Annotated in this window: 26 protein-coding genes; 10 read left to right on the top strand and 16 right to left on the bottom strand. The window is 65.5% G+C overall.

Annotated features, from left to right (window positions below; genetic code table 11):
• Positions 1–15: 15 nt before the first annotated feature.
• The 4 genes from aztD to aztB are packed head-to-tail and all read right to left on the bottom strand — an operon-like array spanning position 16 to position 4,498.
• The gene (aztD, locus tag ACIQXM_RS06785; RefSeq protein ID WP_400929407.1) at positions 16–1,236 is read right to left on the bottom strand and encodes a zinc metallochaperone AztD; all 1,221 of its coding nucleotides are present in this window, start codon (positions 1,234–1,236) and stop codon (positions 16–18) included.
• Between the two features lie 48 nt (positions 1,237–1,284).
• Positions 1,285–2,220 carry a zinc ABC transporter substrate-binding protein AztC gene (gene aztC, locus ACIQXM_RS06780; RefSeq protein ID WP_400929404.1) on the bottom strand — a complete coding sequence of 312 codons (936 nt, stop codon included), beginning with the start codon at positions 2,218–2,220 and terminating at the stop codon, positions 1,285–1,287.
• On the bottom strand, positions 2,217–3,557 hold the full coding sequence (locus ACIQXM_RS06775; protein ID WP_400929401.1) for a hypothetical protein: 1,341 nt from the start codon (positions 3,555–3,557) through the stop codon (positions 2,217–2,219). Before ACIQXM_RS06775 ends, aztC begins: the two co-directional genes overlap by 4 nt.
• On the bottom strand, positions 3,554–4,498 hold the full coding sequence (aztB, locus tag ACIQXM_RS06770) for a zinc ABC transporter permease AztB (protein ID WP_400929398.1): 945 nt from the start codon (positions 4,496–4,498) through the stop codon (positions 3,554–3,556). Before aztB ends, ACIQXM_RS06775 begins: the two co-directional genes overlap by 4 nt.
• Positions 4,499–4,571: 73 nt before the next feature.
• Here aztB and aztA point away from each other — a divergent pair, with 73 nt between their 5' ends.
• The 3 genes from aztA (at position 4,572) to ACIQXM_RS06755 (ending at position 7,517) form a co-directional block, all read left to right on the top strand.
• On the top strand, positions 4,572–5,264 hold the full coding sequence (gene aztA, locus ACIQXM_RS06765; protein ID WP_400929396.1) for a zinc ABC transporter ATP-binding protein AztA: 693 nt from the start codon (positions 4,572–4,574) through the stop codon (positions 5,262–5,264).
• A gap of 70 nt (positions 5,265–5,334) precedes the next feature.
• On the top strand, positions 5,335–6,690 hold the full coding sequence (gene nhaA / locus ACIQXM_RS06760; protein WP_400929393.1) for a Na+/H+ antiporter NhaA: 1,356 nt from the start codon (positions 5,335–5,337) through the stop codon (positions 6,688–6,690).
• Positions 6,691–6,758: 68 nt separating this feature from the next.
• Positions 6,759–7,517 (top strand): glycosyltransferase family 2 protein, encoded by a 759-nt coding sequence (locus ACIQXM_RS06755; protein WP_400929390.1) that lies wholly within the window; start codon positions 6,759–6,761, stop codon positions 7,515–7,517.
• Here the strand turns inward: ACIQXM_RS06755 and ACIQXM_RS06750 are convergent.
• Positions 7,477–8,421 carry an alpha/beta fold hydrolase gene (locus ACIQXM_RS06750; protein ID WP_400929387.1) on the bottom strand — a complete coding sequence of 315 codons (945 nt, stop codon included), beginning with the start codon at positions 8,419–8,421 and terminating at the stop codon, positions 7,477–7,479. The two genes, ACIQXM_RS06755 and ACIQXM_RS06750, sit on opposite strands and share 41 nt — an antisense overlap.
• A 139-nt stretch (positions 8,422–8,560) precedes the next feature.
• On the opposite strand from ACIQXM_RS06750, the gene ACIQXM_RS06745 reads away from it, so the two are divergent.
• Positions 8,561–9,376 (top strand): lysophospholipid acyltransferase family protein, encoded by an 816-nt coding sequence (locus ACIQXM_RS06745; RefSeq protein WP_400929384.1) that lies wholly within the window; start codon positions 8,561–8,563, stop codon positions 9,374–9,376.
• A gap of 6 nt (positions 9,377–9,382) precedes the next feature.
• Here ACIQXM_RS06745 and ACIQXM_RS06740 read toward each other — a convergent pair whose 3' ends face one another.
• Entirely contained in the window at positions 9,383–10,225 is an 843-nt protein-coding gene (locus ACIQXM_RS06740; RefSeq protein ID WP_400929380.1) for an alpha/beta fold hydrolase, read from the bottom strand.
• Between the two features lie 161 nt (positions 10,226–10,386).
• Between ACIQXM_RS06740 and ACIQXM_RS06735 the strand changes: the two genes are divergently transcribed.
• Complete coding sequence (locus tag ACIQXM_RS06735; RefSeq protein WP_400929377.1) at positions 10,387–10,938, top strand: ATPase; 552 nt, start codon at positions 10,387–10,389, stop codon at positions 10,936–10,938.
• Here the strand turns inward: ACIQXM_RS06735 and ACIQXM_RS06730 are convergent.
• Positions 10,935–12,563 carry an SLC13 family permease gene (locus ACIQXM_RS06730; RefSeq protein WP_400929375.1) on the bottom strand — a complete coding sequence of 543 codons (1,629 nt, stop codon included), beginning with the start codon at positions 12,561–12,563 and terminating at the stop codon, positions 10,935–10,937. The two genes, ACIQXM_RS06735 and ACIQXM_RS06730, sit on opposite strands and share 4 nt — an antisense overlap.
• A 165-nt stretch (positions 12,564–12,728) precedes the next feature.
• Between ACIQXM_RS06730 and ACIQXM_RS06725 the strand changes: the two genes are divergently transcribed.
• Both ACIQXM_RS06725 and ACIQXM_RS06720 read left to right on the top strand, forming a co-directional pair.
• Positions 12,729–13,679, top strand: a complete 951-nt coding sequence (locus ACIQXM_RS06725; protein ID WP_400929372.1) for a LysR family transcriptional regulator — start codon at positions 12,729–12,731, stop codon at positions 13,677–13,679.
• Positions 13,680–13,781: 102 nt separating this feature from the next.
• Entirely contained in the window at positions 13,782–14,891 is a 1,110-nt protein-coding gene (locus ACIQXM_RS06720) for a tartrate dehydrogenase (protein WP_400929369.1), read from the top strand.
• Here the strand turns inward: ACIQXM_RS06720 and ACIQXM_RS06715 are convergent.
• The 6 genes from ACIQXM_RS06715 to ACIQXM_RS06690 form a co-directional block, all read right to left on the bottom strand.
• Positions 14,857–15,540, bottom strand: a complete 684-nt coding sequence (locus tag ACIQXM_RS06715; RefSeq protein ID WP_400929367.1) for an SDR family NAD(P)-dependent oxidoreductase — start codon at positions 15,538–15,540, stop codon at positions 14,857–14,859. The genes ACIQXM_RS06720 and ACIQXM_RS06715 overlap by 35 nt on opposite strands.
• A gap of 81 nt (positions 15,541–15,621) precedes the next feature.
• Complete coding sequence (locus tag ACIQXM_RS06710) at positions 15,622–16,686, bottom strand: tartrate dehydrogenase (protein WP_400929364.1); 1,065 nt, start codon at positions 16,684–16,686, stop codon at positions 15,622–15,624.
• 71 nt (positions 16,687–16,757) lie between these two features.
• The gene (locus ACIQXM_RS06705; RefSeq protein ID WP_400929358.1) at positions 16,758–17,657 is read right to left on the bottom strand and encodes a DMT family transporter; all 900 of its coding nucleotides are present in this window, start codon (positions 17,655–17,657) and stop codon (positions 16,758–16,760) included.
• Between the two features lie 101 nt (positions 17,658–17,758).
• A complete protein-coding gene (locus ACIQXM_RS06700; protein ID WP_400929355.1) occupies positions 17,759–18,493 on the bottom strand; it encodes an AAA family ATPase in 735 nt (244 codons plus the stop codon).
• Positions 18,494–18,620: 127 nt separating this feature from the next.
• Positions 18,621–19,208: a hypothetical protein gene (locus tag ACIQXM_RS06695; protein WP_400929353.1), complete on the bottom strand. Its 588-nt coding sequence runs from the start codon at positions 19,206–19,208 to the stop codon at positions 18,621–18,623.
• Between the two features lie 13 nt (positions 19,209–19,221).
• The gene (locus tag ACIQXM_RS06690) at positions 19,222–20,370 is read right to left on the bottom strand and encodes a zinc-dependent alcohol dehydrogenase (protein ID WP_400929350.1); all 1,149 of its coding nucleotides are present in this window, start codon (positions 20,368–20,370) and stop codon (positions 19,222–19,224) included.
• A gap of 183 nt (positions 20,371–20,553) precedes the next feature.
• On the opposite strand from ACIQXM_RS06690, the gene ACIQXM_RS06685 reads away from it, so the two are divergent.
• From ACIQXM_RS06685 to ACIQXM_RS06675, 3 genes are all read left to right on the top strand, one after another.
• Positions 20,554–21,108 (top strand): cysteine hydrolase family protein, encoded by a 555-nt coding sequence (locus ACIQXM_RS06685; protein WP_400929347.1) that lies wholly within the window; start codon positions 20,554–20,556, stop codon positions 21,106–21,108.
• Between the two features lie 125 nt (positions 21,109–21,233).
• Positions 21,234–21,917 carry a winged helix-turn-helix domain-containing protein gene (locus ACIQXM_RS06680; protein WP_400929344.1) on the top strand — a complete coding sequence of 228 codons (684 nt, stop codon included), beginning with the start codon at positions 21,234–21,236 and terminating at the stop codon, positions 21,915–21,917.
• The gene (locus tag ACIQXM_RS06675; protein ID WP_400929341.1) at positions 21,914–23,173 is read left to right on the top strand and encodes an MFS transporter; all 1,260 of its coding nucleotides are present in this window, start codon (positions 21,914–21,916) and stop codon (positions 23,171–23,173) included. The genes ACIQXM_RS06680 and ACIQXM_RS06675 overlap by 4 nt, the downstream gene beginning before the upstream one ends.
• Positions 23,174–23,216: 43 nt before the next feature.
• Here the strand turns inward: ACIQXM_RS06675 and ACIQXM_RS06670 are convergent, their stop codons facing one another.
• The 3 genes from ACIQXM_RS06670 to ACIQXM_RS06660 all read right to left on the bottom strand — a co-directional run bounded on the left by ACIQXM_RS06670 (position 23,217) and on the right by ACIQXM_RS06660 (position 26,676).
• Positions 23,217–24,755: an alpha-N-arabinofuranosidase gene (locus ACIQXM_RS06670; protein ID WP_400929339.1), complete on the bottom strand. Its 1,539-nt coding sequence runs from the start codon at positions 24,753–24,755 to the stop codon at positions 23,217–23,219.
• A gap of 81 nt (positions 24,756–24,836) precedes the next feature.
• A complete protein-coding gene (locus ACIQXM_RS06665) occupies positions 24,837–25,730 on the bottom strand; it encodes a carbohydrate ABC transporter permease (RefSeq protein ID WP_400929336.1) in 894 nt (297 codons plus the stop codon).
• Position 25,731: 1 nt separating this feature from the next.
• Complete coding sequence (locus tag ACIQXM_RS06660; protein WP_400929333.1) at positions 25,732–26,676, bottom strand: carbohydrate ABC transporter permease; 945 nt, start codon at positions 26,674–26,676, stop codon at positions 25,732–25,734.
• Between the last annotated feature and the right edge of the window lie 11 nt (positions 26,677–26,687).

Raw genomic sequence — 26,687 nt, 5'->3', positions numbered from 1 at the left:
CGCACCTTGTGCCGGTTACCCGGTAACCCCGGTCAGCTCATTGGGGGTGTGCTCCAGCACGCCGCTTTCGGTGACAGTTCCGGACTCAATGTCCACGGCCGAAATGGTGTTGGCGGCGGGGTCCGTGATGTACGCGGTGTGGTCCACCACGGTCAGCGTGGGCCGCGGCTGCTGCCATTCCAGCGGCTCTTCCCACGCAGCAATGACCGGGGTGCTCGCCGTGATCTCACCGCTGTCAGGATCGATGCTGTGCAGCGCGCCGTCGGTGCCCAGGACCAGGGCCTCGCCGTGCGGACCGCGGGCCAGTGACCTGAAGCTGTAGCTGGTGCCCAAATCCACGAGCTGCAGCTGCTTGGTGGCGGTGTTGACCAGTGAGATCCGCTGCGGCCGTTCCAATTCGGCATCGGGATCGGACTTGTAGTCTCCCAGGGTCACCGGTGATTCCTCCGACCCGGTCTGGTTGCCGATCCTGCCGTAGGCATCGGGACTGGAAATCTTGGTGATGGCCCCGTCGGCATAGACCAGGACACCGGTCTCACAGCCGATCACCACGGCTTCATTCGCGGCAGTGGCCTCCCCGTGCACTCCGGGGCAGTCCTCGTTGCGGAGGATTTCGCTGCGGTCTGCATCGAGGACGGCAATTCCGGGGCGCTGCTCATCGTTTCCGAGGGTGAGGACCAGCTCCCCGTTTGCCAGCTCCACAGCAACTCCGTGGTGGGCCTGCGCTGCAGTGTGGATTTGGGTCTCGGGCCTGCCTCCGGCCAGATCGGCGGTTGCAAAGGATTCCACGACGCCCGTGCCGTCGCTGAAAAGAACGGTCCGGCCGGCATGGTGCACCACGTGGCCCGGTTTGCTGGCAGCGAATTCAATGCCGGTCAGCACCGGTTCGGCAACTTGGCGGGCGCCGTCGTCTTCGGTCCAGGCACCGGTGTCCAGAACCTTGAAAGCATCGGCGGTGGAGATAATGACATGGCGCCCGTCACCGGCGGGATTGACGCGGTTGAAGCCTTCCATCTCGAACTCGGCCAGGACCTGCAGCGTCCCGGCGTCAAGGACGGCGACGCCGCCGTCGTAGGTGGTGACCAGGCGCGGCGACGCATCGGCGGCCGGGGTCGCCTGGTGCGTCTCCGAGGGGTCCGCGGCTGCGGATTCACTTGGCGGCTGCGCGGCGCAGCCGCCAAGCAGGAGCGCAGCAACGGAGAGCACTGCCAGGCGGGGAAGGGTGCGGGTGTTCATGGTTCCTTCTTTCGGTTGGGTCAAAACAGTGGGCGGTGGATGTGCGGGTCAGCGGGTGAGCGCGGCGGTGATGCGCTCCGTGTTGGTGCGCATCATGTCCAGGTACGTCTCGGCACCGGAGCCGGCAGCGCCGAGGGATTCGGTGAAGAGGCCGACGACGGCGACGTCCAGCCCCGCTTCCCGGGCCAGCACCTGGGCCAGGCGGTCCGGCTGCGACGAGTCGATGAAGATGGCGGGCACGGAGGCCTCCCGGATTTCCCCCGCGAGCTCTTCCAGGTCCGAAGAGCTGGGGGAGGCCAAGGTGGTGCCGCCGGGAATGACGGCACCGGTGACGGTGAAGCCAAACCGGGATGCGAAGTAGCCAAAGACGTGGTGGTTGGTGACGAGCTGCCGCCGCTGCGCGGGGATGCGGGAGAATGAGGATTCCATCCAGGCATCGAGTTCATCGATCCGGCCGCCGTATTCCGCCGTGTTTTCCCGGACCGTGTCCGGATCCGCGGACGGCACGTTGGCGGTGACGGCGTCGGCAATCAGGTCAACTGCGTCTGATACGCGCTGCGGATCGGTCCAGAAGTGCGGGTCCGGCAGGTCGGCAGCTCCGTCCCCGGCGCCGGTTCCGGCCGCGAACGGCAGCGGATCCGGGACGTCAGCCACCGCAAGGACGGGCACGCCCTGGTCCGCAGCGGCTTCGACGTGGCGCAGCACTCCCTCTTCCAGGCCGAGTCCGTTGTAGATCAGGAGATCAGCTGACTCCAGCCGGGCCGCCTGCTGTGCGGAGATGCCGAAGGAATGCGGGTCTGCCCCCGGCTGCATGAGCACCACGACATCGGCCTCCGTGCCGACGATGTTGGAGACCAGATCCCCCAGGATGTTCGTGGTCACCACAATCGTTCCCGGTTTTTCCTCTGCTCCGGTGAGCGCAGCACAGCCCGTAAGTGCCGTGCAGGCGGCCAGGACGCAGGCCAGGGTTCGGCCGGCCCTCATCGTCCCGTCTCCACGATCAGGCGGGCGGGCAGGCCGGGATCCAGTTCACGGGCGGTCCGCAGGCCGTCGGCATAGTCGATCTCGACGATGGATCCGGAGTGTTCGTCATTGATGTAGGCGCGTTCCAGGTCAATCTCCAGGCCGGGCACGGTGTCCGGTGCGGCTGGGCCGGCCAGGAGGTGCCGGCTGGTGTCCACCGGGCTAACCGCCGGGACGGGGCCCGTGTTCAGGGCAAAGAGAGTGCCGCCCGTTCCCAGTCCCAGGACGCGGGTGCCGTCGCCTGCGGCTGCCGCTGTCAGCAGCGGCTCGGGTGTGGCAAGCAGCTGCCAGGCTTCAGCGGCCGCGTCAAAATGCCAGGCCCCTGCGGTTCCGGCCACGGCGGCCAGTTCGTTGGAACCGGGGCGGTGGTCAAACGCGCGTGCCCTCTCGACGCCCGGGGCAGCGCCGTCGTCTGTGTCCGGGTACGGAACGTGCCGGGCCACAGGAGCACCGGAGTCTCCGGCGGTAATGACCAGGGCTCCGTCCGCACAGCCAAAGACAGCACCCGTGCGGGTCACTGCGTGCCCCTCAAGTTCCGGGCACCGTGCGCCGGTAATGCCGGCCCGCCGTCCGTCGGCGGAATAGAGCCCGACGGCGGAGGCACGTTCCGCTCCCGGCTCCGCAACTGAGACAAGGACGGAGTCCCCAAAGGGTATGGCCACCCCTCGGTGCGCCGCGACGGTGAAACGGGTTTCGGTCACGGTACCGGCGCCCAGGTCTTCATGGTCCAGCACGGCCACGGTGCCGTCACCGAAGAACACGGCGGAACGGCCGTCATTGCTCTCTATGCTCCCCGGGTCCGGACCGTTGATGCTTCCGGCCACGCGGGGCTCCGCGGAGTAATAATGCCGGTGGTCTCCGTGATTGACGGTCCAGCCCCCTGCATCCACAACGTGGACCGTTCCGTCCTCGGGGTTCGACAGGAAGACGAAGCGGCCGGTGCCGGTTGCCGCTTTGACGCCCGGGAACGTGCCCAGTTCGGTGACCGATTCGTCGGCCGGATCGGTCACGCTAACCTGCCCGTCTGCAGCGACCGCGGTCAGCCGCGCCTGCGGTTCGGCAGCCTCCGCGGCGCCGGCAACGTAGCCGTGCGGTGTTTCCGCCGCCGGCGGGCCGGACGAAGCGGGCCCAGCAGGGCTGCCTGCCGGCGCCATGCACCCCGTCAGGAGCAGGGCTGCGGCAGACAGGGCAGCCACTGCGCCGCTGATCCGCGCAGGTGCAGTGCGGCGGATGGAACCGGGGGCAGGTCCCGGCGGCGGCAAAAGGCCCGGGGAGGGGACGGCGGAATGATGGATCACGGGTGGCTCCTTGTGTCGGGGCGGGGGACGGGCAGAACGTCGGAAATTGGAACTGCAGTTGGAAGTGGTGGTGGTTCCGGGCGGATGCCGCCGTCGCCGTCGTCGCTTCCTCCGCGGGCCGCGCGGGCCGCGCGTACCAGCGGCCGGAGGGCCGCAGACAGGAAAAAAGCGAGGACTGCCACGGCGGTGATGCTTGCCCCAGCGGCAGTGGAGGCGTGCCAGGAGAGCAGGAGCCCGGCGGCAACGGCCGCCGTTCCGATGGCTGAGGCGAGAAGCATCATCGCCGGAATCGTTGTGGTCCACAGCCGCGCAGCTGCCGGCGGGGCGATGAGCAGGCCGAACACCAGCAGTGTTCCGACCACCTGGAACGAGACAGAGACCGCGATGATCATCAGAGCCATCAGGGCGGTGTGCGCCAGGCCGGGACGCAGGCCCAGAGTCTGTGCCTTGCGCGGGTCGAAGGCAGCCGCGGCAAAAGCGCGGTGGAAAGCCAGCGCCAGCAGGCACGTCACCAGCAGTCCGGCGGCGAGGACGGCCAGGTCCCGAGGCCGGACAGCGAGGATGTCGCCAAAAAGGATGCCGGCCAGATCCACTGCAAAGGATCCCGAGCGGGAAATAATGATGACCCCCAGGGCGAGCATCCCGGCAAAGAGCATTCCGATGGCCGTGTCCTGGGACATGCGTCCGCTGCGGGTCGCCGCACTCATTCCGGCAGCCATCAGTGCGGCGCTGACTGCCGCTCCGAGCAGCGGGTTGACCCCGAGAAGCGTTGCCGCAGCAACACCCGGAAGCATTCCGTGGGACATTGCATCACCCAGGAATGCCATCCCCCGCAGCACAATCCAGGTGCCGGCCACGGCACAAAGCACAGCCGCCAGCACACCGGCAATCAGTGCCCGCTGGACAAAAACAACCGCGAACGGTTCAAGCAACCAAGTCATCACGAGAGAAACCCTACAATAGATAATGAGAATCAATCGCAATAAGACCTTTCATCCCCATCTGAGGAGATTCATGCAGGCCTTCACCGTTCAATCAGTGGCCTTCGGATACCGGAGCCGGGCAGTGTTCACGGATCTGTCCCTTGCCGTGCCCCGAGGCGCGCTGACCGCCCTGGTCGGCGGCAACGGGGCCGGCAAATCGACGCTGCTGTCCCTGCTGGCGGGCGTGCACAAACCCCATGCCGGCCGGGTGCAGGCACATATCCCCGGCCGTGCCGCGCTTGTGGTGCAGCGCTCCGCGGTGCCCGACGCTTTTCCCATCACCGTGCAGGGTGCCGTGGGCATGGGCCGGTGGGCACACTCCGGACTCCTCGGCAGAACGACGGCGAAGGATCGGCGCGCCGTGGAGGAGGCCATGGAACGGCTGGGAATCCGGGAGTTGGCGGACCGTCCGCTCGGGGAACTTTCCGGCGGCCAGCGCCAGCGTGCACTGGTGGCACAGGGCCTGGCGCAGGACTCCGCCGTGCTGCTGCTCGATGAACCTGATGCCAGCCTGGACCAGTCGGCGCTGCAGCTGATCAATGAGGTCCTGCGGGCTGAAGTGCGCAGGGGAGTCACGGTCCTGCAGTCCACCCACGACGCCGCCCAGGCCGCCACAGCCGACTGCTGCATCCGCCTGGCCGGCGGAAAGGCCGCCGTCGAAACGCCTGATGACGCAGTTCCCGGCAGCCGCTGCGGATTGGAGCGCACTCCCGATTTCCCGTAGGGTGGAACGAAGGTGCGCCGGGAAGTCTGGTCGGCAACAACATTGTCGACCGCATTTTCAGGAGATTTCCGTGCAGCCCAATACCTCCCCAAAGCCGGCAGCTGAAGGCGGACGCCTGTTCAGCCGCGGCAGCTACAGCGAAAAGCTTCGCATCAGCGAAATCCTGCGCAAGGAAACCGTTGGCGGCATGCTGCTGGTAGCGGCAGCGCTCATTGCCATCATCTGGGCCAACTCGCCGCTTTCGGACAGCTACTTCGCGCTGCGGGACTTCGAGATCGGCTACGAGCCGTGGCACCTGCAGCTGAGCCTGGGGGCTTGGGCTGCGGACGGGCTTCTTGCCGTGTTCTTCTTCCTGGTGGGCTTGGAGCTGAAACGCGAATTCGTCGCGGGCGACCTGCGCAACATCAGCAAGGCGATCGTCCCGGTGGCTGCCGCCGTCGGTGGTGTGGCCGTTCCGGCCGCCATCTACGCCGCCATCAATCTCGGCAATCCCGAAAGCCTCACCGGCTGGGCGGTCCCCACCGCCACTGACATCGCCTTTGCCGTAGCCGTCCTGGCCATTATCGGCTCTCATCTGCCTTCCGCCCTGCGGATCTTCCTGCTGACCCTGGCTGTGGTGGATGACCTGCTGGCCATCACCATCATCGCTGTCTTCTATACCGATGAACTGAAGATCACCCCGCTGCTGCTGGCTGTTGCCGGCCTTGCCGTCTACACCTTCCTGGCACAGAAGTACCGCCGCTTCTTCGGGCTGAAAGCAAGCGCCGCCTGGTTCATCCTGCTGCCCATCGGCGTCGTCGTCTGGGCCCTGGTGCATTCCTCCGGCATCCACGCGACCGTTGCCGGCGTCCTGCTGGGCTTCGCTGTTCCCGTCATCCGCAGCCAGGCCAGCGGCGGACCCGAAGCCGGTCCCGGCCTTTCCGAAATCTTCGAGCACCGGTTCCGCCCCATCTCGGCCGGATTCGCCGTACCGGTCTTCGCGTTCTTCTCCGCCGGAGTGGCCGTGGGCGGCTGGGACGGCTTCATGTCCTCATTGACGGATCCCATCTCCCTGGGCATCATTGCCGGCCTGGTGCTGGGCAAGCCCATCGGCATCCTGGGCACCACCTGGCTGCTGACGAAACTGACCAAGGCCCGGCTGGATACGTCCTTCAAGTGGATCGATTTGTTCGGCGTGGCAGTGCTCGCCGGCATCGGCTTCACCGTGTCCCTGCTGGTGGCGGACCTGAGCTTCGGCTCCGGAACCATTGCCAATGACCACGCCAAGGTGGGGATCCTCACCGCCTCCGTTGTGGCCGCACTGCTGGCCGCCCTGGTCCTCACGCCGCGCAACCGCCACTACCGCGCCGTTGAAGCCGAAGAAGACACGGACGACGACGGCGACGGCATCCCGGACGTCTATCAGCAGGACCGCGGGACTAAATAGGACGGCACCGCAGCCACTGCGGCACGGAGCATTTCCGCCGGGACGGCAGGCCGCTACAGTCTGACACCATGCCTACAATCTCGGTGGTTATCCCGTCCCGGAACGATGCACCGATGCTGTCTGCCTGTTTGGCGGCCGTTCAGCGGCAGACCCGGCAGCCGGAGGAAATCGTAGTGGTGGACAACGGCAGCACGGACGGAACGGACGCCGTGTGCGCCGCCGCGGGGGTCCGGCGGGTGCCCCTGGACGTTCCGGGAATCGCCGGGGCAACGGCGGCCGGGTTCGACGCCGCCGCCGGGGACATCCTGGCCAGACTGGATGCAGACTCGGTCCCGCCGCCGGACTGGCTGGAGCGGGTGGAAAAGATCCTCGAAGCTCAGGGGCCCATGACTGCGGTAACGGGCCCCGGGGATTTTTACGGAGGCAACCGCCTCACGAGGTGGATTGGGCGGACTGTCTACATTGGCGGTTACATCCGCGTCGTCGGCCTGCTCCTGGGCCACCCGCCCCTGTTCGGTTCCAACTTTGCCCTGTCCGCGCCCATGTGGAAGCAGCTGCGCGAGCGCGTCCACCGTGACCTGCCGCAGGTCCACGATGATCTGGATTTGAGTTACCAGATTCGCCCGTGGATGTCCGTCCTGTATGACCCGACCCTGCGCGTTGGGGTCTCCGCCCGGCCGTTTGATGACTGGAGCGGGCTGCGCCGCCGGCTGGTCATGGCCTGGCAGACTTTTGACTTAAATTTTCGGGCGGAGCCGCCGCTTGCCCGCCGTCGCGCGCGCGTCCCTAGCGGGCCTGCTCGTAGAGCCCGAGGAGATCGCGGCTGAGCTGGTGCGGCGCGTCCTCGCACGGCCCGTGTCCGGTTCCGTAGACGGCAAATCCGGCGCCTATGGCCCGGGCAAATGCATAGTGCTGATAAAGCGGCCACACGTCCGCCCGGCCTACGGCCACCAGCTTGGGCAGCGCAGCGGCAGCCAGGGTTTGCCGCAGATCCGGTGAGCGCTTCATCAGCGACACGATGTCCTGAAGCGAATCCTTGCGGGTGTAGTCGAAGCGGTGGCGGATGAACTCCATGCGTGCGGCAGGCACGCCCACAAAGTTCCGTCGGATGCCCCAGACGATGAGCCCGGCATGCATCTTGTCATTGACCAGCGGGCTGAACCTGCCCACCCGGCTGACGGTGCGGAAACTCTGGCCGGGAACCGGGGGACAGCTGAGCAGGCACAGCGAACGGAAGAGGCCGGGGCGGCGCTGCAGGGCAATCTGCGCCACAATCCCGGCGAAGGAGTAGCCCAGGACGTGCGCTGCACCGGAAAGCGACTCGAGGACGGCCAGGAGGTCGTTCACGAACAGGTCATAGCTGTAATGGTCCTGCGGCGGGCTCAGATGCTCCGGTCCGGCGGGGGACGACTCATACTGCCCGGCCAGGTCATAACTGAGGACGTAATATCCCGCCGCGGCCAACAACGGCATCATCAGCGCAAAGTCCTCCTTGGACCCCATCGCCCCCGGAACCAGGAGCACGGGCGGATCGGTCTCGGCCCCCATGGTCCGCATGGCCAGTGGGCCGCTGGGCGCGTGGAACGTGCGGGAAACCGAGCCTGCCGGAGGAGCGGCCCAATCGACCTCTCCCAGCCGGGCATCGAGGCGCTGGGCTTCGTCGAAGTAAACCGGGTACGCGCGCAGGGGGTTCCGTCCACCGCGCACGCGTGTCAGGTTTCGCCAGGCCATACGTCACGATAACCGGGTGTGCCGCCCGGATGGCAGACACGTACCGCCGAAAGGCGGCCGTCACCTGCTATACGCCGGTTCAACGGAGCGGACACCGACCGGATAGAATCATTGTCCTGTCCGGATTACCGACGAGGAGATGACGTTGAAGTTTCGCCCCAACAAGTACGTCTACCGCAGCATTGTCCTGACCGGGGTCCTGTCCTTCAAAGCCCTCCGGATTCCCGTTCTCCCCTCCGGCCTGGAGAATCTTCCCGCCGATGAGGAAATCCGGGGCCTGACGCGCACCGCCGTGCCGGGCAAGGGAGCGGTCGTGGCGATCACCCACTTCGGTTATCTGGACTTTGCCTTCGCCGAGTTACTGGTGTGGAAGAAGCTCAAGGCCCACATGCGCTTTCTGGTCACCAAGAAGGCAGCGCGCAAGCCGTTCGTCAAAGCTGTCTGCGACATGTGCGAGCACATCGTCGTTGACCGGTCCGACGGCGCCGCCGCGTACACCGAGTCCGTGGAAGCCCTGCGCCGCGGCGAATACCTGGCGGTGCTGCCTGAAGCCGGTGTCAGCCGCAGCTTCAGCGTCCGCAAACTCAAGACCGGCGCCGTGCGCATGGCAGCCGAAGCAGGAGTGCCGATCATTCCCGTCTCCGTGTGGGGAAGCCACCGCATGCTCACGCGCGGAGGCCACGGCCTGAGCCTGAAGTCCGTCTGGAAGACGCCGGTCCGCATCCATGTCAGTCCCATGCTGCGGGTTGCCACGGATGCCTCAGTGGCCGAAGAAACCGAGAAGCTGCAGAAAATCCTGCAGTCCGGCATGGACCACTGCATCGACACTTATCCGGTGAAGCCCGAGCCCGGGGCCTGGTGGATGCCCGTCAGCCGCGGCGGGAGCGCCATGACGGTGGAAGAGCAGGTCATCCTGGACGAACAGGACCGCGAAAAGTACAAGATCACCGGATAGCAGGGCTCAGCTGTTCAGGAAGTCCAGCAGCGCAGCGTTGACGTCATCGGCATGCGTCCACAGCAAACCGTGCGGGGCGCCCTCCACCTCAACGTAGCGGGCATCCGGCAGCGCCGCTGAGAACGGCCTCCCGGTCGCATCGATGGGCAGGATATTATCCTCCGTACCGTGCAGGATCAGCACCGGAAGCCCTGATTCCCGGACCTTGGCGACGTCGTCCCGGAAATCGGTGAGCCAGGACGGCACGACGGCGTAGGCGGCCCGCGGAGCGCTTCCCGCGGCCACGTTCCAGCTGCCCCGGACAGCCTCCTCGCTGATGCGGGTACCGAGGTTCTCCGACAGGTTGTAGAAGTCCGAGAAGAAATTGTCGAACCAGGCAAAGCGGTCGTCCTGTGCGGCCGCGACGATGCCTTCGAAGACCTCGGCCGGCACTCCGGTCGGATTGTCATCGGTCTGCAGCAGGAACGGTTCCAGCGAGGACAGAAAGGCCAGGCCGCTGATCCGGTCGGTTCCGTGCCGGCCAACATAGCGGGCGAGCTCACCGGTTCCCATGGAGAAGCCCACCAGCACCACGTCCTGCAGGTCCAGTTCGTTGATGACGGCGGCAAGATCATCGGCAAAAGTGTCATAGTCATAGCCCGTGTTGGGCTGGCTTGACCGCCCGAAACCGCGCCGGTCGTACGTAATCACCCGGTAGCCGCCGCCCAGCAGGGCCCTGGTCTGCCGCTCCCACGAGTCGCCGTCCAGAGGATATCCGTGGATCAGCAGCACCGGTTGCCCCGACCCCTGGTCCTGGTAGTAGAGGTTGATGTCGCCGGTGTTTTCGGTCCCTACAGTGACATGGGGCATGACGGTTCCTTTCAAGGCGGGCGTGTGGAGGAAGTCTTTCCGTTGAACCGTTCCTTCGCAAGAGGAAAGCCGGGCACCGGCGGTGGGAAACGCAGAACAGGGGAACAGCATCGCGGCCATGGCGCCCGAAGACCGCCGCCGCTGCTGATAGCTTGGACGCCATGTCCCTGCAGCCGGAATCCGAGGTCCTTTTCATCGGCGGACGGTCCGGCGTGGGCAAGAGCGCCGCCGCCCTGGAACTGCATGCGCTGCTCAGCCGCCATAAGATCCGGCACGCGGTCATTGAAGGGGACAACCTTGACCTGGCGTATCCGGCACCCTGGCAGGAACCCTCCCCGTGGCCGCAGGGACTGGCGGCCGTGAACCTGGCCGCCATGTGGCGCAATTACCGGGCCCTCGGCTACCGGCGCCTGATCTACACCAACACCGTGGCCGTGCGCGAAACGGCTGAACTCTCAGCGGCCATGGGGGACAGCCCCCGCGTTCACGCTGTACTCCTGCGCGCCTCCGACGGGTGCGCAGGAGTACGGCTGGCCTCCCGCGAATCCGGCAGCACGCTGCAGGAACACGTGGTAAGAAGCAGGGCCGCTGCAGCGGCCCTGGACCGGGACACACCCGGCTGGGTGCACCGGATCGACACGGACACCTCAAGCGCCGCCGTCGTCGCCGCACGCCTGCTGGACCTCACCGGCTGGGCCGGACAGGGAAGCTAACCGCCGATCCCGACCACGGCGATCATCACCGGCACGATCGTGACGATCAGGGCGGCTCCCAGAATGTCGAAGAACAGCCCGGTGCGGATCATCCGGGTGATGGGTACGGCTCCCGTCCCGTACACGATGGCGTTCTGCGGTGTGGAGACCGGCAGCATGAACCCGAAGGACGCGGCGAAGGTGGCGGCCAGCGCCGGAACAAAGGGATCGACGCCGATGGCCTGGCACAGCGGGATGACAATGGGCACGATCACTGCGGCGGAGGCGGTATTGGACGTGGTTTCGGAGATCAGGATGGCCAGGACCGCGGAAAAGGCCGTAATGGCCACAATGTTGGTGATGTTCAGGTTGTCTGAGGCGCCCTGGCCAATGGTTTCGGCAAGACCGGTTTCGGCAAGCAGCGCACCGAAGATGATTCCGGTGCCAAAGAGCAGAATGGTTCCCCAGTCGATCTTCGCCGCATCTGCCCAGGTCAGCGTGGCCTGCCGCTGCTTCCAGTTCACCGGCAGGATGAACAGCAGGGAGGCGCCGATGACGGCCACAATTCCTTCATCCAGACGGTCGTCCAGGAATATGTATGCTTCCGACTCGGTGCCTCCGATCAGGCTTGCAACGGCGGGAGCCAGCCACAGGGTCACCGTCACGCCGAAGGCGATCAGCGTGTTGACCTCAGCCCGGGACATCTTGCCCTGCGCCGCACGCTGTTCGCGCACATACTCCTCCACGCCCTCCAGCCGGCGGATCTCGGGCCGGTTCAGCAGCAGCATGACCAGCGCCAGCACCACGAACATGGCCAAGCAGACGGGCGCAGCGATGGCCATCCACTGGGCAAAGGAAATCCGCACTCCGGTTGCCTCTTCAATGAGCCCCCGCCCGATCAGGTTCGGCGGCGAGCCAACCGGAGTGAGCAGCCCGCCCACGCTGGCTCCGTAGGCGAGCATCAGCAGCAGGGCTGCACCGACGCGCAGCCGCAGCGGATCGAAATCCGCTTTCACCATGCCGCGGTCCTGCATTAGCTGGGCAATCACCACCAGTACGCCCAGGGCGGTGGGCATCAGCATGGCCACCGTAGCGGTGTTGGAGACAAAGGCGGAGAGCAGGCAGGTGATCACGCCGAAGGCAATCACCACCCGGTACGTGGACTTGCCGACACCCGGAGCGGACAGCACGGCAAAGGCCAGGCGCTGGGCGATCCCGTGTTTGAGCATGGCCTGGGCCAGGATGAAAGCGCCGATAAACGTGAAGATGGTGGTGGAACCGAAGGGCGCCAGGACGGCACTGGCCGGCGCCACTCCCAGCACCACAACCGCAGCGACTCCAATCAGCCCGCCAATGGGGATGGGCACCGGTTCACAGATCCACAGGACAATGACGCCCAGCAGAACCGCGGCCAGCAGATGCTGCCGCAAGTCCAAATTCAGCGGCAGCAGGGCAAAGACAACGGCGACGACGGGGGCGAGGAACAGTCCGATGGTTTGCCTGGTGCGTTCAAACTTCTCCTCCCGCGGAGAGAGGGTCTGTTCGCTCAGGCTGCGGAACGTGGTCCCGCCCAAGAGGGCTGCCCGCACATCCGTGCGCTGCGGAGCCCCCGAATCTTCGGTTGGAGCCGGCTGCTGTGTGTACACGTCGGAGTCCTTCCTCGTTGAATTGCGTTCACTATGGCCCAGTCCCTTGTGCCGCGTCCAAAACCTGTTGTCTACTTCCCCATAGGCGAAACCAATGGGACGGCGCCACTGCATCGCCGCGGCATCCGGCCCCGGATCCGTTCACCCGACTGCAAGGGAGCCCGCGTGGACGTCAGGCACCTGAAGTACTTCCTGGCCGTAGTGGACCACCAGGGGTTCACCCGGGCAGCAGAGCGGCTGCTCATCGCACAACCGTCCCTCTCGCAGACCATCAAAAGCCTGGAACGGGATTTGGGGGTTCCGCTCTTTCACCGGGTGGGGCGCAACGTGGTGCTCAGCGAGGCAGGCCGCGAACTGGTGGGCCCGGCGCGCGTCGTCGTCCGCGACCTCGACGCCGCCCGCTCGGCAATCGACGAGCTTAAGGGCATGCGCCGGGGGCGGCTGGACGTCATCGCCATGCCTTCGCCCGGAATTGAGCCGCTGACCTCGATCATTGCCGCTTATGCACGCACCCATCCGACGGTCACCGTCAACATTGCGGCGGCCTTCACCCGCGATGATGTAGTGGCGGCGGTCCGTGACGGAAGTTCCGAGATTGGGTTGCTCGGTTCTGACCGGCCCTTCCGGGCGGCGGACATCGACGTGCTGCCGCTGGACCGGCAGCCGCTGATTCTGGTCCTCAATCCGGATGCCGTCCTCCCCGAGGGCACAAGCGCAGAGCTGGACAAAGGCAAGGACATGGACAACGACGACGGCGCCGGCAAACTGGTGCTGGCGTGGGAGGACCTCTCCGGCCAGCGGATGGTGGTCTCGCAGCGCGGATCACTGATGCGGTGGGCGGTGGATGAGGCCGTGGTGAACGGCGTTGACCTGGAAATCGCCGTGGAGGTGGCGCACCGAACCTCTGTCCTCCCGCTGGTCCTGGCCGGCCTCGGGCACGCCGTCCTGCCGTCGTCGTGGGCTCCGCTGGCCCGGCAGGCCGGACTGCGGACAGCCCGCATTGAACCGGCCGTGTACCTGTACGTCTCCGCCCTCAGCCGCGCCTCCGATCTGACCCCGGCCGCACGGGCCTTCCTTGCCGTCGCCGCGCGACCGGAGGCCGCTGCCGTTCCCTGATAGAAAACACCTATTGATCGGATGCGGATTCGGTCTTTGACGCCCGCCGCCCCGGCCCGCTCTAGTGGAGGGGACAATGGACGCTGAAGGCGGGAGCAGGAGATGGCCGGACCAAGGATCTATCGTATTGCGGCTATCCCGGCCGACGGCGTGGGGAAGGAAGTAATTGCCGCCGGAAGGCGCGTCCTGGACGCGCTCGCCGGCCAGTCCGCAGCAGGAAGGGACGAGCCCCGCTTCGGGTTTGATTGGACAGACTTCCCCTGGGGATCCGAATACTATGCACAGCACGGACTCATGATGGACCCGGACGGGCTCCAGCGGCTGCGGAACTTCGACGCGATCTACTTCGGCGCCGTGGGCTGGGAGAACGTTCCGGACCATGTGAGCCTGTGGGGACTCCGGCTCAACATCACGCAGAACTTCGACCAATGGGCCAACGTGCGCCCGGTGACATTCCTGCCCGGCATCGAGTCTCCGCTGCGCAAGGCGGACCGGATGCCGCTGGACTGGGTGGTGGTCCGGGAAAACAGCGAAGGCGAATACGCCGGTCTGGGGGGACGCAATCTTTCCGGTCGGGGCCCGGGCAATGAAGTGGCGGTGCAGACGGCGCTCTTTACGGAGAAGGGCTGCGAGCGCATCATCCGTTTCGCTTTTGACCTGGCCCGTACCCGTACGGTGCGCAGGGTCTCCAGCGTGACCAAGTCCAATGCCCAGCAGTACGGTTCAGTGCTCTGGGATGACGTATTTCACCGGGTGGCCGCGGATTACCCGGACGTTCAGTCGGAGAGTGTCCTGGTGGATGCCATGAGCGCCAGATTTGTCCTGCATCCGGAGGACTTGTCCGTGGTGGTGGCCTCCAACCTGTTTGCTGACATCCTCTCCGACCTGGGCTCGGCGCTCGCCGGCAGCTTGGGTTTGGCGGCGAGCGCGAACCTCAATCCGGAGCGGCGCTTTCCCTCCATGTTTGAGCCGGTCCACGGCTCCGCCCCGGACATCGCCGGCCGCGGCATCTGCAACCCGGTTGGCGCCATTCTGAGCGGAGCGCTGATGCTGGAGCACCTGGGCCTGCCCGCTGCCGCCCGCAGGCTTCAGGGCGCGGTGGAAGCCGTCACGGCGGCCGGCTGCACCACGGCGGACGTGGGCGGAACCGCGGATACGGAAGAGGTCACTGACGCCGTCATTGAGGCGCTGAAAGGTTGTCCAGGACGGTGAGCGGGCCGGACGAGTCCTCACGGGAAGCTGCCCACAGAGCGTCTGCGACATCTGCCGGCTCATGGACCGCGCCGCTGCCGACCGGACCCGCCACGGCCAGCTGGACCACCCGAATTCCCGCCGGCTTCAGCGCGTCATGCAGGAGGGCGATGTAAGCCGTTTCCGCTGTTGTTCCCACGGCGCTGGCGGCCCGGTCCGGGTGCGGGCGCAGGGCACCGCTGCCCGTGGTGAACAGCAGGCTTCCCGCTCCGCGGGTGATCATTCCCGGCACCAGTTCGGTCACTGCCGCTGCCGCCCCGCCCACGCTGAGTGACAGGGAGGCCATTAGGTCCTCGGGACCGGTTTGCAGCACAGGCCTGATCAGCCCCACCGCCGGCAGGGGGCTGTAGCAAAGAACATCGGCAGGACCGAGACGGCTGACGAGTTCGCGGATGGCGGTCCGAAGCTGGTCCGGCTGCCCGGCGTCGGCTGCTATCCATTCGCACTGGACTCCCTCGGAGTGCAGTGCGGAGGACAGCTCATCCAGGTGCTGTGCTGACCGGGCTATCAGTCCTACGTTCGCCCCGTCCCGGGAGAAACGGCGGGCCACCGCAAGCCCCACTCCGCTGCCCGCGCCCACGACGATGACTGATCCCGGTTGTTTACTCATGGCTCCACCTTGGCCCGCGGGAGGCGAAGTGCAAGACGCCGCGCCGTTCCCGGAAGCCCGGCACCCCCTTCCCCTGCGGGACTAGCCAATCCGGTTGAGGATTTCCCGGGTGAATTCCTCGGTGCCGGCAGTGCCGCCCAGATCCCGGGTCCGTACCGGGGATTCAGCAAGCACACCAAAAACTGCTTCAAGCACCTCGGCTCCGGCCTCCGCGTGGCCCAGGTGATCCAGCATCATGGACGCGGACCAGATGGCGCCGAGGGGATTGGCGACCCCCTGGCCGTAGATGTCCGGGGCTGAACCGTGGACAGGCTCAAACATGGAGGGGTACTCCCGCTCCGGGTTGAGGTTGGCGGAGGGAGCAATGCCGATGCTGCCGGCAATGGCTGCGGCAAGGTCGCTGAGGATGTCCCCGAAGAGGTTCGATCCCACGATGACGTCGAAGCGGGAGGGGTTCAGCACCACCTTCGCGGCCAGGGCGTCGATGTGTTCCTGGTTCCACTGCACCCCGGGGTAATCCGCCGCCCGTTCCTGCAGCAGCTCGTCCCAGAAGGGCATGGTGTGGATGATGCCGTTGGATTTGGTGGCTGAGGTCAGGATGCCCCTGCGCTGTCCGGCCAGGTCAAAGGCATAATCCAGAATCCGGGTGACGCCCCGGCGGGTGAAGATTGATTCCTGGATGGCCATTTCCGAGGGCAGTCCGCGGTTCATGCGCCCGCCGATCTCCGAGTACTCACCCTCACTGTTTTCCCGCACCACCACAAAGTCCACCCCCGGTTCGGTCAGCTCCGCGCGCAGGGGGCTGGGGACACCGTTCAGAACCCGGATGGGCCGCAGGTTGACGTACTGCCGGAACTCCCTGCGGATGGGAATCAGCAGCCCCCACAGACTCACGTGGTCCGGCACTCCGGGCCAGCCAACCGCTCCAAGCAGGATGGAATCATGTCCGCGGATCTGGTCCAGCCCGTCCTCGGGCATCATGGCGCCCTTCTCCAGATACCGCTGGCAGGACCAGTCATATTCGTCGTAGGCCAGGCTGATTCCGTGGCGCGGTGCCACGGCGTCAAGCACGGCCCGGGCCGGGGGGAGGACCTCGTGGCCGATTCCGTCGCCTGGGATGAGGGCAATGCGGTAGTTCTTCGTCATGGTGCCATCCCACGGTAACGCGGTCCCAAAGTCAAAGGGCAGCCAGCGGCGGTGCGAGCGGGCCCGAAGCGTCACGGCGTCGTATGTCCTGTCCTGCGGCTCAGTGTCCCGGATGATGCGGGGATAGTCAGGACCAGCAGCCCGGCCAGGACAAGCGCTGCGCCCGCCCAGCCGGCCGGCAGCAGGCGCTCGCCGACAATCAGGGCCGCGAGCGCCGCGGCAACCACGGGCTCCACCAGGGAAATCGTGGTTGCGGTGCTGGGCAGGATTCGGGCCAGTCCCCGGCCGAAGAGCACATAGCCGGCGAACATCGGAACCAGCGCCATGTACAGTCCCACCGCCGCAGCCGGCCACGAGGCCAGCAGCGGGGCGCCGGTAGCCGCGAGTACCGGCAGCAGCAGGAGCCCGCCCAAGCCAAAGGTCGCTCCCATCGCAGCGCGTGCCGGGATTCCCCGGTTCATCAGTCGGTGCGCAGCCCAGGAGTAGAGCGCGTAGGTGGTCCCGGCAACCAGCCCGAGCAGGACACCGGCGACGACGGCGCCGGGCTGGCGTGCGCCGTCGTCGCCCGTTGCGGCGGCCGCTTCCGCCGCACACAGCAGCACCGTCCCGGCGATTGCCGTGCCCGCTCCCGCTATCCAGCGCAGGCTGAACCTCCTGCCGTCCGCGAATCGCTCAACGACTGCGGAGGCCAGCGGAGCAGAGCCGATGCTGACCACTGTGCCCGCCGTGACACCCGCCAGGTGCATGGAGGAATAGAAGGCCAGCGGGTACACGGCTACCGCCGCCCCGCCGAGGAGCACTGTTGACCGATGGCGAAGCAGGGCAAGGCGGGCTGTCCGCAGCAGCGGCAGAGCCGTCAGGGCCTGGAGCAGCCCGCCGATTCCCATTGCCGCGGCACCAATGGCAAGCGGACCGACGTGCGATGCGAAGGTGGCGGCGGTGCCGGTGGTGCCCCAAAGCACGGAAGCCACGAGCACGAACAGCGCTCCGGCACCCGCACCCGCACCCGGGATACCCGGACGTTGACCGTGGCTGCGGGAAGACCGGTGCCTGCTGCGGCTGGTCTTCGGTGTCACGGCGTGAGGACGTGCCGCAGGTAGCGGCGGGGTTCGTTCAGATACGATCTCCAGTTCGTCACCAGGTCCAGCTCTTCCCACTCGCGGCGGGCTAACCCGTGGTCGCCCGTTTCATAGATCGCGGCTCCAGGAAGCGAGGCCAGCACGGGGGAGTGAGTGGCGCACAGGATCTGCGACCCGTTGGCCGCGAGGTCACTGAGGACACCGATCAGGGCCAGGGTGGAGCTGAAGGACAGGGCAGCCTCGGGCTCATCCAGACAGTAAAACCCCCGGGAGTTCAGGTAGGTTTCCGCAAGGGCGAGGAAGGACTCGCCGTGGCTCATCGCGTGGAAGTTTCGGCCGCCGCCGAGCTGATCCTGGAAGGTGTAGTACCCGTGCATCGTTTCCGCCCGCAGGAAAAAGCCCCATTTCGGAGCTCCCGGCTGCCTGGCAAGGGTAATCCAGGTGCTCAGCGGAGATTCGGTGTGGTGCGTGCTGTGCGCCGAATGCACTGTGCCGCCCTCCGGTCCGAGGCCGTAGGCCGCCGCAACCGCCTCGACCAGGGTGGATTTGCCGCTGCCGTTTTCTCCGACCAAAAATGTCACGCCGGCAGGAAGCTGAAGACCGGACTCCAGGACCGATGCCACGGCAGGAACCGTCGCCGGCCAGCTGTCCGGCGGAACGACGGCGTCCGGCCGCCGCTGGATTTCGCGGACGAGCCGCGGATCATCAAAACCCTGGGAGCGTGGCATCTCCCCATTCTGGCAGGCGGAGGCGCGCCCTGCTCGAAAGTCCTACGACAACGCGTGTTGACGGCTGCACCGGCGGGAACGGCAACCTAATCCGGCAATCCAGCCCCTGGCCCGGAAGCTGCAGCGCTCAGTGCCGGACCGCCCGAAGCAGTCTGCGGACGACGACGAACGCAGCACCCCCGGCCAGGATCCAGGGCCCCGCCACAAACACCGGAGCCAGAGCCTGTTCCTTGAGATCCGCCCTTTCCTTGCCCACCCGGGAGGATATGCCGTGGCGGGTGAACTCACTGACGACCCCCGTCTCGGTCAACGGATTGTCGGGGTGTTGGGTGAAGAATGAGCGCAGGTGACTGCCGCCGGCATCCACCCGATCCGCGGCAATCAGGATGAGCCAGTGCGCGGCGCGCGCTTCGCTGTACCGGTAGGCGTACCGGCGGATGGCTCCGGAGACGCCCTTCAGCGGAGCGGAGGTTCCGAAGACGGGAGTCACAAACTGGTGTTCAATGGAGCGTTCCCTTGGCTGTTTCTCCGGTTGCCGGTCCGGGAAGGTCCAGCGGGCGCCGGTTTCCAGATCCATGCGTTCCTTGGGAACCGAGGGGCGGTTCCGGGGATCCAGGTCCGCTCCCCAGCCCGGAATGCGCGCCCGCAGCTCCTCATTGGAGTACTTCCGGTTGGATGCGGCGGCGACGTAGGGGGTGCTTGGTGTTTCCGTCATGGTTTCCTCGCCTTCAGGACGCGCTGGGAATGATGAGGGGTTTGATGCAGTCATCAAGTTTCGCCGAGAACATGTGGTAGCCCTCCGCAATGTGCTCCAGCGGGATGCGGTGGGTGATGATGTCGCTGGGTTTGAGGTACCCGTTGCGGATGTGTTCGAACAACCGCGGCCACTGCCGCTTGACCGGGCACTGGTTCATGCGCAGTGTCAGCCCCTTGTTGAGGGCATCGCCAAACTTCACGGCGCTGAAGATTGGGCCGTAGGCTCCCACCACGGAGACGGTGCCGGCTTTCCGGACCGAATCAATCGCCCAGTTCAGGGCAACCGGGGATCCGCCCTGCAGCTTCAGCTGGGAAGCGCTGACGTTCTGGAGGAAGCTGCCGTCCGCCTCCGCTCCCACAGCGTCAATCACTACATCCGCGCCGAGGTAATCGGTGGTTTTCTTCATCTCCACCACGATGTCCCCGTACTCGGAGAAGTTGAACGTCTCGGCGTGGGCAAAGGTACGGGCCTTTTCCAGCCGGTAGTCCAGGTGGTCGATGACGATGACCCGCCCGGCACCCATCAGCCAGGAGGAAGCCGCTGCGAAGAGTCCCACCGGTCCGGCACCGAACACGATGACGGTGTCTCCTTCAGCGATGTCTCCCAGCTGTGCGCCGAAGTACCCCGTGGCGAGGGCGTCAGTGAGCAGCACGGCGTCCTCCTCGTCCATCCAGTCGGGAATGATGCTGGGGCCGACGTCGGCGAACGGGACACGGACAAACTCCGCCTGCCCGCCGTCGTACCCTCCGCAGGTGTGGGAGTAGCCGTAGATGCCGCCCACCGCCGTCGCATTGGGATTGACGTTGTGGCAGTTGGAGTACAGCCCGCGTGCACAGAAGTAGCAGGAGCCGCAGTAGATGTTGAAGGGGACCATGACCCGGTCTCCCGGCTTGAGGTTCTGGACGGAGGGCCCCACCTCGTGGACCACGCCCACAAACTCGTGGCCAAAGGTGGTGCCCACGCGGGTGTCTGGCATCATTCCGTGATAAAGGTGCAGATCAGACCCGCAAATGGCCGCCGCCGTCACCCGAACAATTGCGTCGTTGGGGTGCTCAATGACTGGAATGTCTTTTTCTTCAACACGGACCTTGTACGGCCCGCGGTACGTCATGGACCGCATCCGTCACTCCCTTATTAGCAAGCATGCTGATGAATTACTTAGCCTGCCTCCCGGATCCGGAACCGTCAAGGGCATAAGTGCGGCCGGGGGAACCGTTCGGATGCGGTTCGAACACACGTTCCCATCCGGCGCCGGCAGGCAGTACGCTGTGGGCACGGCCATCCACAAACCCGAGGGACCAACATGAGCACACTGCCTGATCGGCCCAACACTGCCTTGCTGATCATCGACATGCAAAAGGGTGTGGTGGCGGAGGCATATGACCGGGACACGGTGATAGCCAACATCAACGCCCTGCTGGACGGCGCGAGGTCTGCGGCAGTCCCGGTGGTGTGGATCCAGCATCACGGGGACGAGCTTCCCCAGGGCAGCGAAGAGTGGGAATACATCCCCGAGCTCGCACGCCTGGAGGCGGAGCCGCTGGTGCACAAGGCTTACGGTGATTCCTTTGAGGGCACGGACCTGGAAAGCGTTCTGGCCCGTGCGGCTATCGGGCGGCTTGTTGTTGCCGGTGCGCAAACAGATGCGTGCATCCGTTCGACCATCCACGGGGCCTTTAACCGCGGATATGACGTCACACTGGTGGGGGATGCCCACACGACGGATGACCTGACGCAGTGGGGTGCACCTGCTCCGGAAGCGGTTATTGCCCACACAAACCTGTACTGGCGGTTCCAGACGGCTCCCGGGCGCACGGCCAGCGTCGAGGAAACGTCGGCGGTCACGTTCTCCGCTTAGGGCTGTCACCGCTGGGAACCCGGACATCTCCGGCCCTGGCTCTGTTCGTCCTCCGCCATTTGCTCTCTCCGGAGTGATTCTAAAGAACCCTTGCTAAAGACTTCTTTAGCAGGCAGACTCTGGGCATGGATTCCCCAGCCGACAACGGTCAAGACAGCCGCGCCCCGCTCTCCGACGCAGAACCGGGCGCATACCGTCCTCGCAGCGGGGAGGAGATCATCTCCGACCCCGTCCGCATCAGGGCCCTGGCACATCCGGTCCGGCTTGAGCTGCTTGATTTCCTCGACGACGTGGACCAGGCGACAGCCACCGAGTGTGCTGCGGGCATCGGAGAATCCGTGGCCAGCTGTTCCTATCACCTGCGCATGCTGGCCAAACACGGTTACATCGAGCAGGGGGAACGGACCGGACGGGAGAAACCCTGGCGGGTGCTGTCCCGGGGAAGGTCGCACATTCCCGACCGCAACGCTCCGGGATCCCTCCACGCCTTGTCTGCCATGGCTGCCATCCACGTAAACCGGCAGCTGGACCGTATCCAGTCCTGGCTCCGCCGTGCTCCGCAACTGCCGTTTGAAGATATGGATGTTGCCACCATTTCCAACTCCAGCTTCTACGCCACCCATGAGGAGCTCCGGCAGCTGCGGGCGGACCTCTGGGAAATCGCCGCCCGCTTTGACGGCCGCTGGCAGCATCCGGAGCAGCGGCCCCAGGGGTCGGTTCCGGTCCAGCTCTTCACCGTCCTGAACATCGATCCGGATTTCGGAACGCCGGCGGCGCCGGAGCACGGCACCGGAGAGGGCCGGCAGTGAGCACCGAGAATCCGATTGCGTCCGCTTCCGCCGACGCAGAGCATCCGGCCGGCGGCGTCGGCACCAACCGGGAGGCGTTCAGTGTCCCCGCTTTCCGCAGGCTCGCCCTGGCCTGGGTGTTTTCCAACTTTGGCGACTCGGTGCTGTTCCTGACGGCGGCGATATGGGTCAAGCAGCTCACCGGCAGCGATGCCGCGGCCGGCATGGTGTTCGCCGCACTGGGGCTGCCTGCGCTGCTGTCTCCCCTCATGGGCAAACTCGCGGACAGCTACCGGCGCAAGCCGGTCCTCATCATCAACAACGTGTGCGCCGCCGTCGTTGTCCTTTTTCTGCTTGCCGTGCGGGACGCGGACCAGCTGTGGCTGATCTACGCCGTGATGTTTGGATACGCGGCTTCGTCCTATGTCACGGCTGCTGCACAGTCCGGCCTGCTGCGGGACCTGCTTGCCGACCGCCTGCTGGCCCCCGCCAACGGACTCCTGAGCAGCATTGACCAGGGACTGCGGATCGTCTCCCCGCTGCTGGGCGCCGGCATGCTGGCCCTGTGGGGGATGGACTCCGTGGTACTGCTGGCGTGCGGCTGCTTTGTGGCTGCCGCAGCGGTGCTCGGAACGCTGAAGCTGACGGAGTCCGTGTTTGCCGTGGACAGCACCGAAACATTCTGGCAAAGCACGACGGCGGGGTTCCGGTTTCTGGCCCGCCATTCCCTGCTTCGGCCCGCCGTCGTTACCCTCTGCGCTGCGGTGGGAGCCACCGGCGTCCTGAACGTCACCATCTTTGCCACCAATGAACAGGGCCTGGGCATGCCGCCGGAGTTCCTCAGTGTGCTGCTCAGCATCCAGGGGGTTGCGGCAGTGCTCGGCGGCCTCACTGCCTCAGCAGTGATCCGCAGGGTCGGCTTCCGTGCCACGATGATCATGTCGGTGGCGGTGCTGGCGCTCGCCGTCCTGCTCACAGCGCTCACGGTCCCGGCGCTGGTGTTTACCGCCGCTGTGCTCCTGGGAGTCAGCGCGTCCTGGCTGGTGATTGGCTTTGTGACTCTGCGGCAGCGGGAGACGCCGGGAAGGATGCAGGGCAGGGCCGCGGCAGCAACCCACGTCCTAACCAACGTTCCCCAGGTGGCGGCGTCCATGGCCGCAGCGGCCCTGATCGGCGTCGTGGATTACCGGCTGCTGATAGCCGCAATGGGAGCTGTCTGCTTCCTGGCGCTCCTGCCGCTGCTCCGGAGCGCCGGCGCTCGCCGACCCGTGGGTTGAGGGCCCGCACCCCGCAGCGGGCCCTCAACCGCAGCGAAGGGTCCTAGCCCTTGCTGACCTCCACCTCAATCACGGCCCAGGACAGCGCGGGCAGTGACAGGCGAAGCTCGCTGCCAACTGCCTTAACGTCCTGGAGCGGGACCAGCCCCACTTGCTCGCCGTCGGCCTGGGAATTGATGGCAAACCGGTCCTTGCCGGCAGGAACCTGCAGGACCTCGGCGCGGAGGATGCGTCCGGCCTCGAACCCGCCCAGCCCAACCTCTACGTCTGCGGCCTCTTCCAGGCCGCGGTTGGCGAGGAAGAGCGCCACTTTGCCGTTCTCCTCATCCCAGGTGGCGCTGACGTCCACCAGGTCGGCGCCGCCGAAGCGGGTGGTTTCATACTTATCCGAATCCACCGCCGTGCGCAGGATCTGGCCCCGGGCCAGGGCGGCCATCCGAGCAAAGGGGTGGAAAATGGTCTGCCGCCAGGCCGGACCGTTTTCTTCGGTCATGATCGGTGCAATCACGTTCACAAGCTGCGCCTGGTTGGCGATGGTGACGCGGTCGCCGTGCCGCAGCAGCGAGTTCAGCAGCGTACCGACGACGACGGCGTCGGTCACGTTGTATTTGTCCTCGATGACGCGGGGGTGCTCGCGCCAACCCGCCCGGGCCACCGCTTCCGGCTGGTCCTCGGTGTTCAGGCCCCGCTGGTACCAGACGTTCCATTCATCGAAGGAAAGGTTGATGAATTTCTTGTGCTTGCCCCGCGCCCGCACGGCGTCCGCCGTGGCAACCACTGACTCAATGAAGTAGTCCATGTCCACGGCGCTGGCAAGGAAGCTCTCGGCGTCGCCTTCTTCTTCCTGGTAATAGGCATGCAGGGAAACGTAGTCCACTTCGTCATACGCGTGGCCCAGAACGGTCTGCTCCCAGGCTCCGAAGGTGGGCATGCCGGAACCGGAGCTGCCGCAGGCCACCAGTTCCAGGTCGGGATCCACGTAGCGCATGGCCCGGCCGGCTTCCTGGGCCAGCCTGCCGTATTCATCCGCCGTCTTGTGGCCGGTTTGCCACGGCCCGTCCAGCTCGTTGCCCAGGCACCAGAGTTTGATGTTGAAGGGATCCTTGTGTCCGTTCTTGGCCCGCAGGTCGGAAAGGTAAGTGCCGCCGGGGTGGTTGGCGTACTCCACCAGTTCGCGGGCGGCGTCCACTCCGCGGGTGCCCAGGTTGATGGCCTCCATGATTTCGACGCCGGCCTTGCGGGACCAGTCAACAAATTCATGCAGGCCAAAGGCGTTGCTCTCCACCGTGTGCCAGGCTCCGTCCAAGCGGACAGGGCGCTGCTCCACCGGTCCCACGCCGTCTTCCCAGTTGTAGCCGGATACAAAGTTTCCGCCGGGGTAGCGGACCACCGTGGCACCGAGTTCCTGGACCAGTTTCAGGACATCACGCCGGTATCCCTGCTCGTCGGCTTCCGGGTGGCCCGGTTCGTAAATACCGGTGTAGACGCATCGGCCCATGTGCTCCACAAAGGAGCCGAACAGGCGGCGGGGTACCTCGCCTATGGTGAAGTTGCGGTCAATGCTGATCCTTGCGCGGGACATATGTTCTTGCTCCTTGATTGTTGTTGCTGTCGAGATCCGGTGCTGTGTAAATCCGGTGCTGTGTAAATCGGGGTGGAACGGTCAGGTGCCGGCAAGGCCGGTGGTGGAAATGCCCTTGATGATCTGCCGCTGGAAGAAGAGGAACACAATGATCAGCGGGAGGGCAGCAAGCAGGGCAGAGGCCATGTTCTGCGCATATTGGATGCCATAGGCACTCTTGATGGTCTGCAGCCCCACGGGAAGGGTCAGCAGCGAGGATTCATTCGTGGCGATGAAGGGCCACAGGAAGTTGTTCCAGGCTCCGATGAACACGAAAATGGCGACGGCGGCCAGGATGGGCCGCGACAGGGGAAGCACTATCTGCAGGAACACGCGCATGCGTCCGGCGCCGTCCATGATGGCTGCTTCCTCCAGCTCCCGCGGAATCTGGTCGAAGAATTTTTTGAGGACAAAAACCATGGCCGGGGCTATGACCTGGGGAAGAATGACGGCCCAGTAGGTGTCAATCAAATGCATGGAGAGCATTTGGTAGAACAGCGGAATGATCAGCACCGGCGGTGGAACCACAATGGAGGCGATGATGACCGCCATGAGAATCTGCTTGCCCTTGAAATCGATCCGGGAGAGGGCGTAGGCGCACAGTGCGGAGATCACCAGGGTAATGACCGTGATGACGGTGGAGGTGAAGAGTGAATTCCACGTCCAGAGCGGAATGTTGCCGGCGCTGAGCACTTTGGAAAAAGCATCGAGGGTAAAGCCCGATTGGGGAAACCACGTCAGCGGCGTGGCGGCGGCCTCCGTCTCGGACTTGAATGCGGTGACCGCGGCCCACGCATACGGGATCAGCCAGATGACCGCCAGCACCGAAACGACGACGGTGGCGATAATTCGTGCCGGGGCGATCCGCCTGCGGTTCTGCAGGGGAGCAGGCTTTGCTGTTGCGGACGGAGCTCGGGTGAGTGCCGGTGCTGCCATGTCAGACGCTCCTTCGGCGGGTGATGAAGAACTGTCCAATTGACACCAGGACAATGAGGGCAAAGAACACGTAGGAGATCGCTGCCGAGTAACCGAGCCGGTAACCCGTGAACCCGGATTCGAAAATGTACTGCACGATCGTCCTGGTGGTACCGGCCGGACCGCCGGCGGTCATCTGGTACACCTGGTCGAAAATCTTCAGTGAGGCCAGTATCTGCAGGATGACAATGAGCACCGTGGTGGGACCAAGCTGGGGCAGGGTGATGGAAAAGAACTGGCGCCACCCGCCGGCGCCGTCCAGGGCTGCCGCCTCATAGTGCTGCTGCGGAATGTTCTGCATAGCCGCCAAATAGAGCAGGAAGTTGAACCCCACGGTCCACCAGACGGTGGCAATAACGATTGCCCACATGGCGATGTTGGGATCATTGAGCCAGGCAACCGGCGCAATTCCCACCTTGGAGAGAATGTCATTGATCAGGCCCAGCTGCGGGTTGTACATCCACGAAAAGAAGAGGGAAACAACGGTGGACGCCAGCAGGTAGGGGGAAAAGAAGGAAAGCCGCCAAAGCCACTGGGCGGGCAGGCCCATGTTGACCAGTGCCGCCAAGGCCAGCGCGATAATCACCAGCGGCACGGTGCTGATGACCGTGAAGTACAGGGTGTTTCCAAGCGAATGCCACATATCGGGGTCGCCGAACGCTTCGGTGTAGTTGGCCAGGCCCAGAAGTTCGTCATTCGCGCCGGTCAGGGATTTACCGGTAAAGCTCATATAGAACCCGTAAACGAGGGGCCCGATCAGGAATGCCAGGAAAAACACCAGGAACGGTGCGCTGAACGCCCAGCCGGCAAGGTTGTTGCCCCGTGTGCGGCGCAGCGGATTGGCGGGCGGGGGTGCGGGGGCCGGCGCGCGTCTGTCGGCACCCTCGGGAGCGGTTGCGATACTCATGAAGGACTCCT

The organism is Arthrobacter sp. NPDC097144 (genome assembly GCF_044762205.1).
Taxonomy (GTDB): domain Bacteria; phylum Actinomycetota; class Actinomycetes; order Actinomycetales; family Micrococcaceae; genus Arthrobacter_B.
This window is presented reverse-complemented; position numbering and strand designations above follow the sequence as displayed.

Bases quoted from the DNA above. Each gene is read 5' to 3' on its own strand.
- aztD (WP_400929407.1), bottom strand. From the start codon at position 1,236: ATGAACACCCGCACCCTTCCCCGCCTGGCAGTGCTCTCCGTTGCTGCG.
- aztC (WP_400929404.1), bottom strand. From the start codon at position 2,220: ATGAGGGCCGGCCGAACCCTGGCCTGCGTCCTGGCCGCCTGCACGGCA.
- aztB (WP_400929398.1), bottom strand. From the start codon at position 4,498: ATGACTTGGTTGCTTGAACCGTTCGCGGTTGTTTTTGTCCAGCGGGCA.
- aztA (WP_400929396.1), top strand. From the start codon at position 4,572: ATGCAGGCCTTCACCGTTCAATCAGTGGCCTTCGGATACCGGAGCCGG.
- ACIQXM_RS06755 (WP_400929390.1), top strand. From the start codon at position 6,759: ATGCCTACAATCTCGGTGGTTATCCCGTCCCGGAACGATGCACCGATG.
- ACIQXM_RS06750 (WP_400929387.1), bottom strand. From the start codon at position 8,421: ATGGCCTGGCGAAACCTGACACGCGTGCGCGGTGGACGGAACCCCCTG.
- ACIQXM_RS06745 (WP_400929384.1), top strand. From the start codon at position 8,561: ATGACGTTGAAGTTTCGCCCCAACAAGTACGTCTACCGCAGCATTGTC.
- ACIQXM_RS06740 (WP_400929380.1), bottom strand. From the start codon at position 10,225: ATGCCCCATGTCACTGTAGGGACCGAAAACACCGGCGACATCAACCTC.
- ACIQXM_RS06735 (WP_400929377.1), top strand. From the start codon at position 10,387: ATGTCCCTGCAGCCGGAATCCGAGGTCCTTTTCATCGGCGGACGGTCC.
- ACIQXM_RS06720 (WP_400929369.1), top strand. From the start codon at position 13,782: ATGGCCGGACCAAGGATCTATCGTATTGCGGCTATCCCGGCCGACGGC.
- ACIQXM_RS06715 (WP_400929367.1), bottom strand. From the start codon at position 15,540: ATGAGTAAACAACCGGGATCAGTCATCGTCGTGGGCGCGGGCAGCGGA.
- ACIQXM_RS06710 (WP_400929364.1), bottom strand. From the start codon at position 16,686: ATGACGAAGAACTACCGCATTGCCCTCATCCCAGGCGACGGAATCGGC.
- ACIQXM_RS06700 (WP_400929355.1), bottom strand. From the start codon at position 18,493: ATGCCACGCTCCCAGGGTTTTGATGATCCGCGGCTCGTCCGCGAAATC.
- ACIQXM_RS06695 (WP_400929353.1), bottom strand. From the start codon at position 19,208: ATGACGGAAACACCAAGCACCCCCTACGTCGCCGCCGCATCCAACCGG.
- ACIQXM_RS06690 (WP_400929350.1), bottom strand. From the start codon at position 20,370: ATGCGGTCCATGACGTACCGCGGGCCGTACAAGGTCCGTGTTGAAGAA.
- ACIQXM_RS06685 (WP_400929347.1), top strand. From the start codon at position 20,554: ATGAGCACACTGCCTGATCGGCCCAACACTGCCTTGCTGATCATCGAC.
- ACIQXM_RS06680 (WP_400929344.1), top strand. From the start codon at position 21,234: ATGGATTCCCCAGCCGACAACGGTCAAGACAGCCGCGCCCCGCTCTCC.
- ACIQXM_RS06670 (WP_400929339.1), bottom strand. From the start codon at position 24,755: ATGTCCCGCGCAAGGATCAGCATTGACCGCAACTTCACCATAGGCGAG.
- ACIQXM_RS06665 (WP_400929336.1), bottom strand. From the start codon at position 25,730: ATGGCAGCACCGGCACTCACCCGAGCTCCGTCCGCAACAGCAAAGCCT.
- ACIQXM_RS06660 (WP_400929333.1), bottom strand. From the start codon at position 26,676: ATGAGTATCGCAACCGCTCCCGAGGGTGCCGACAGACGCGCGCCGGCC.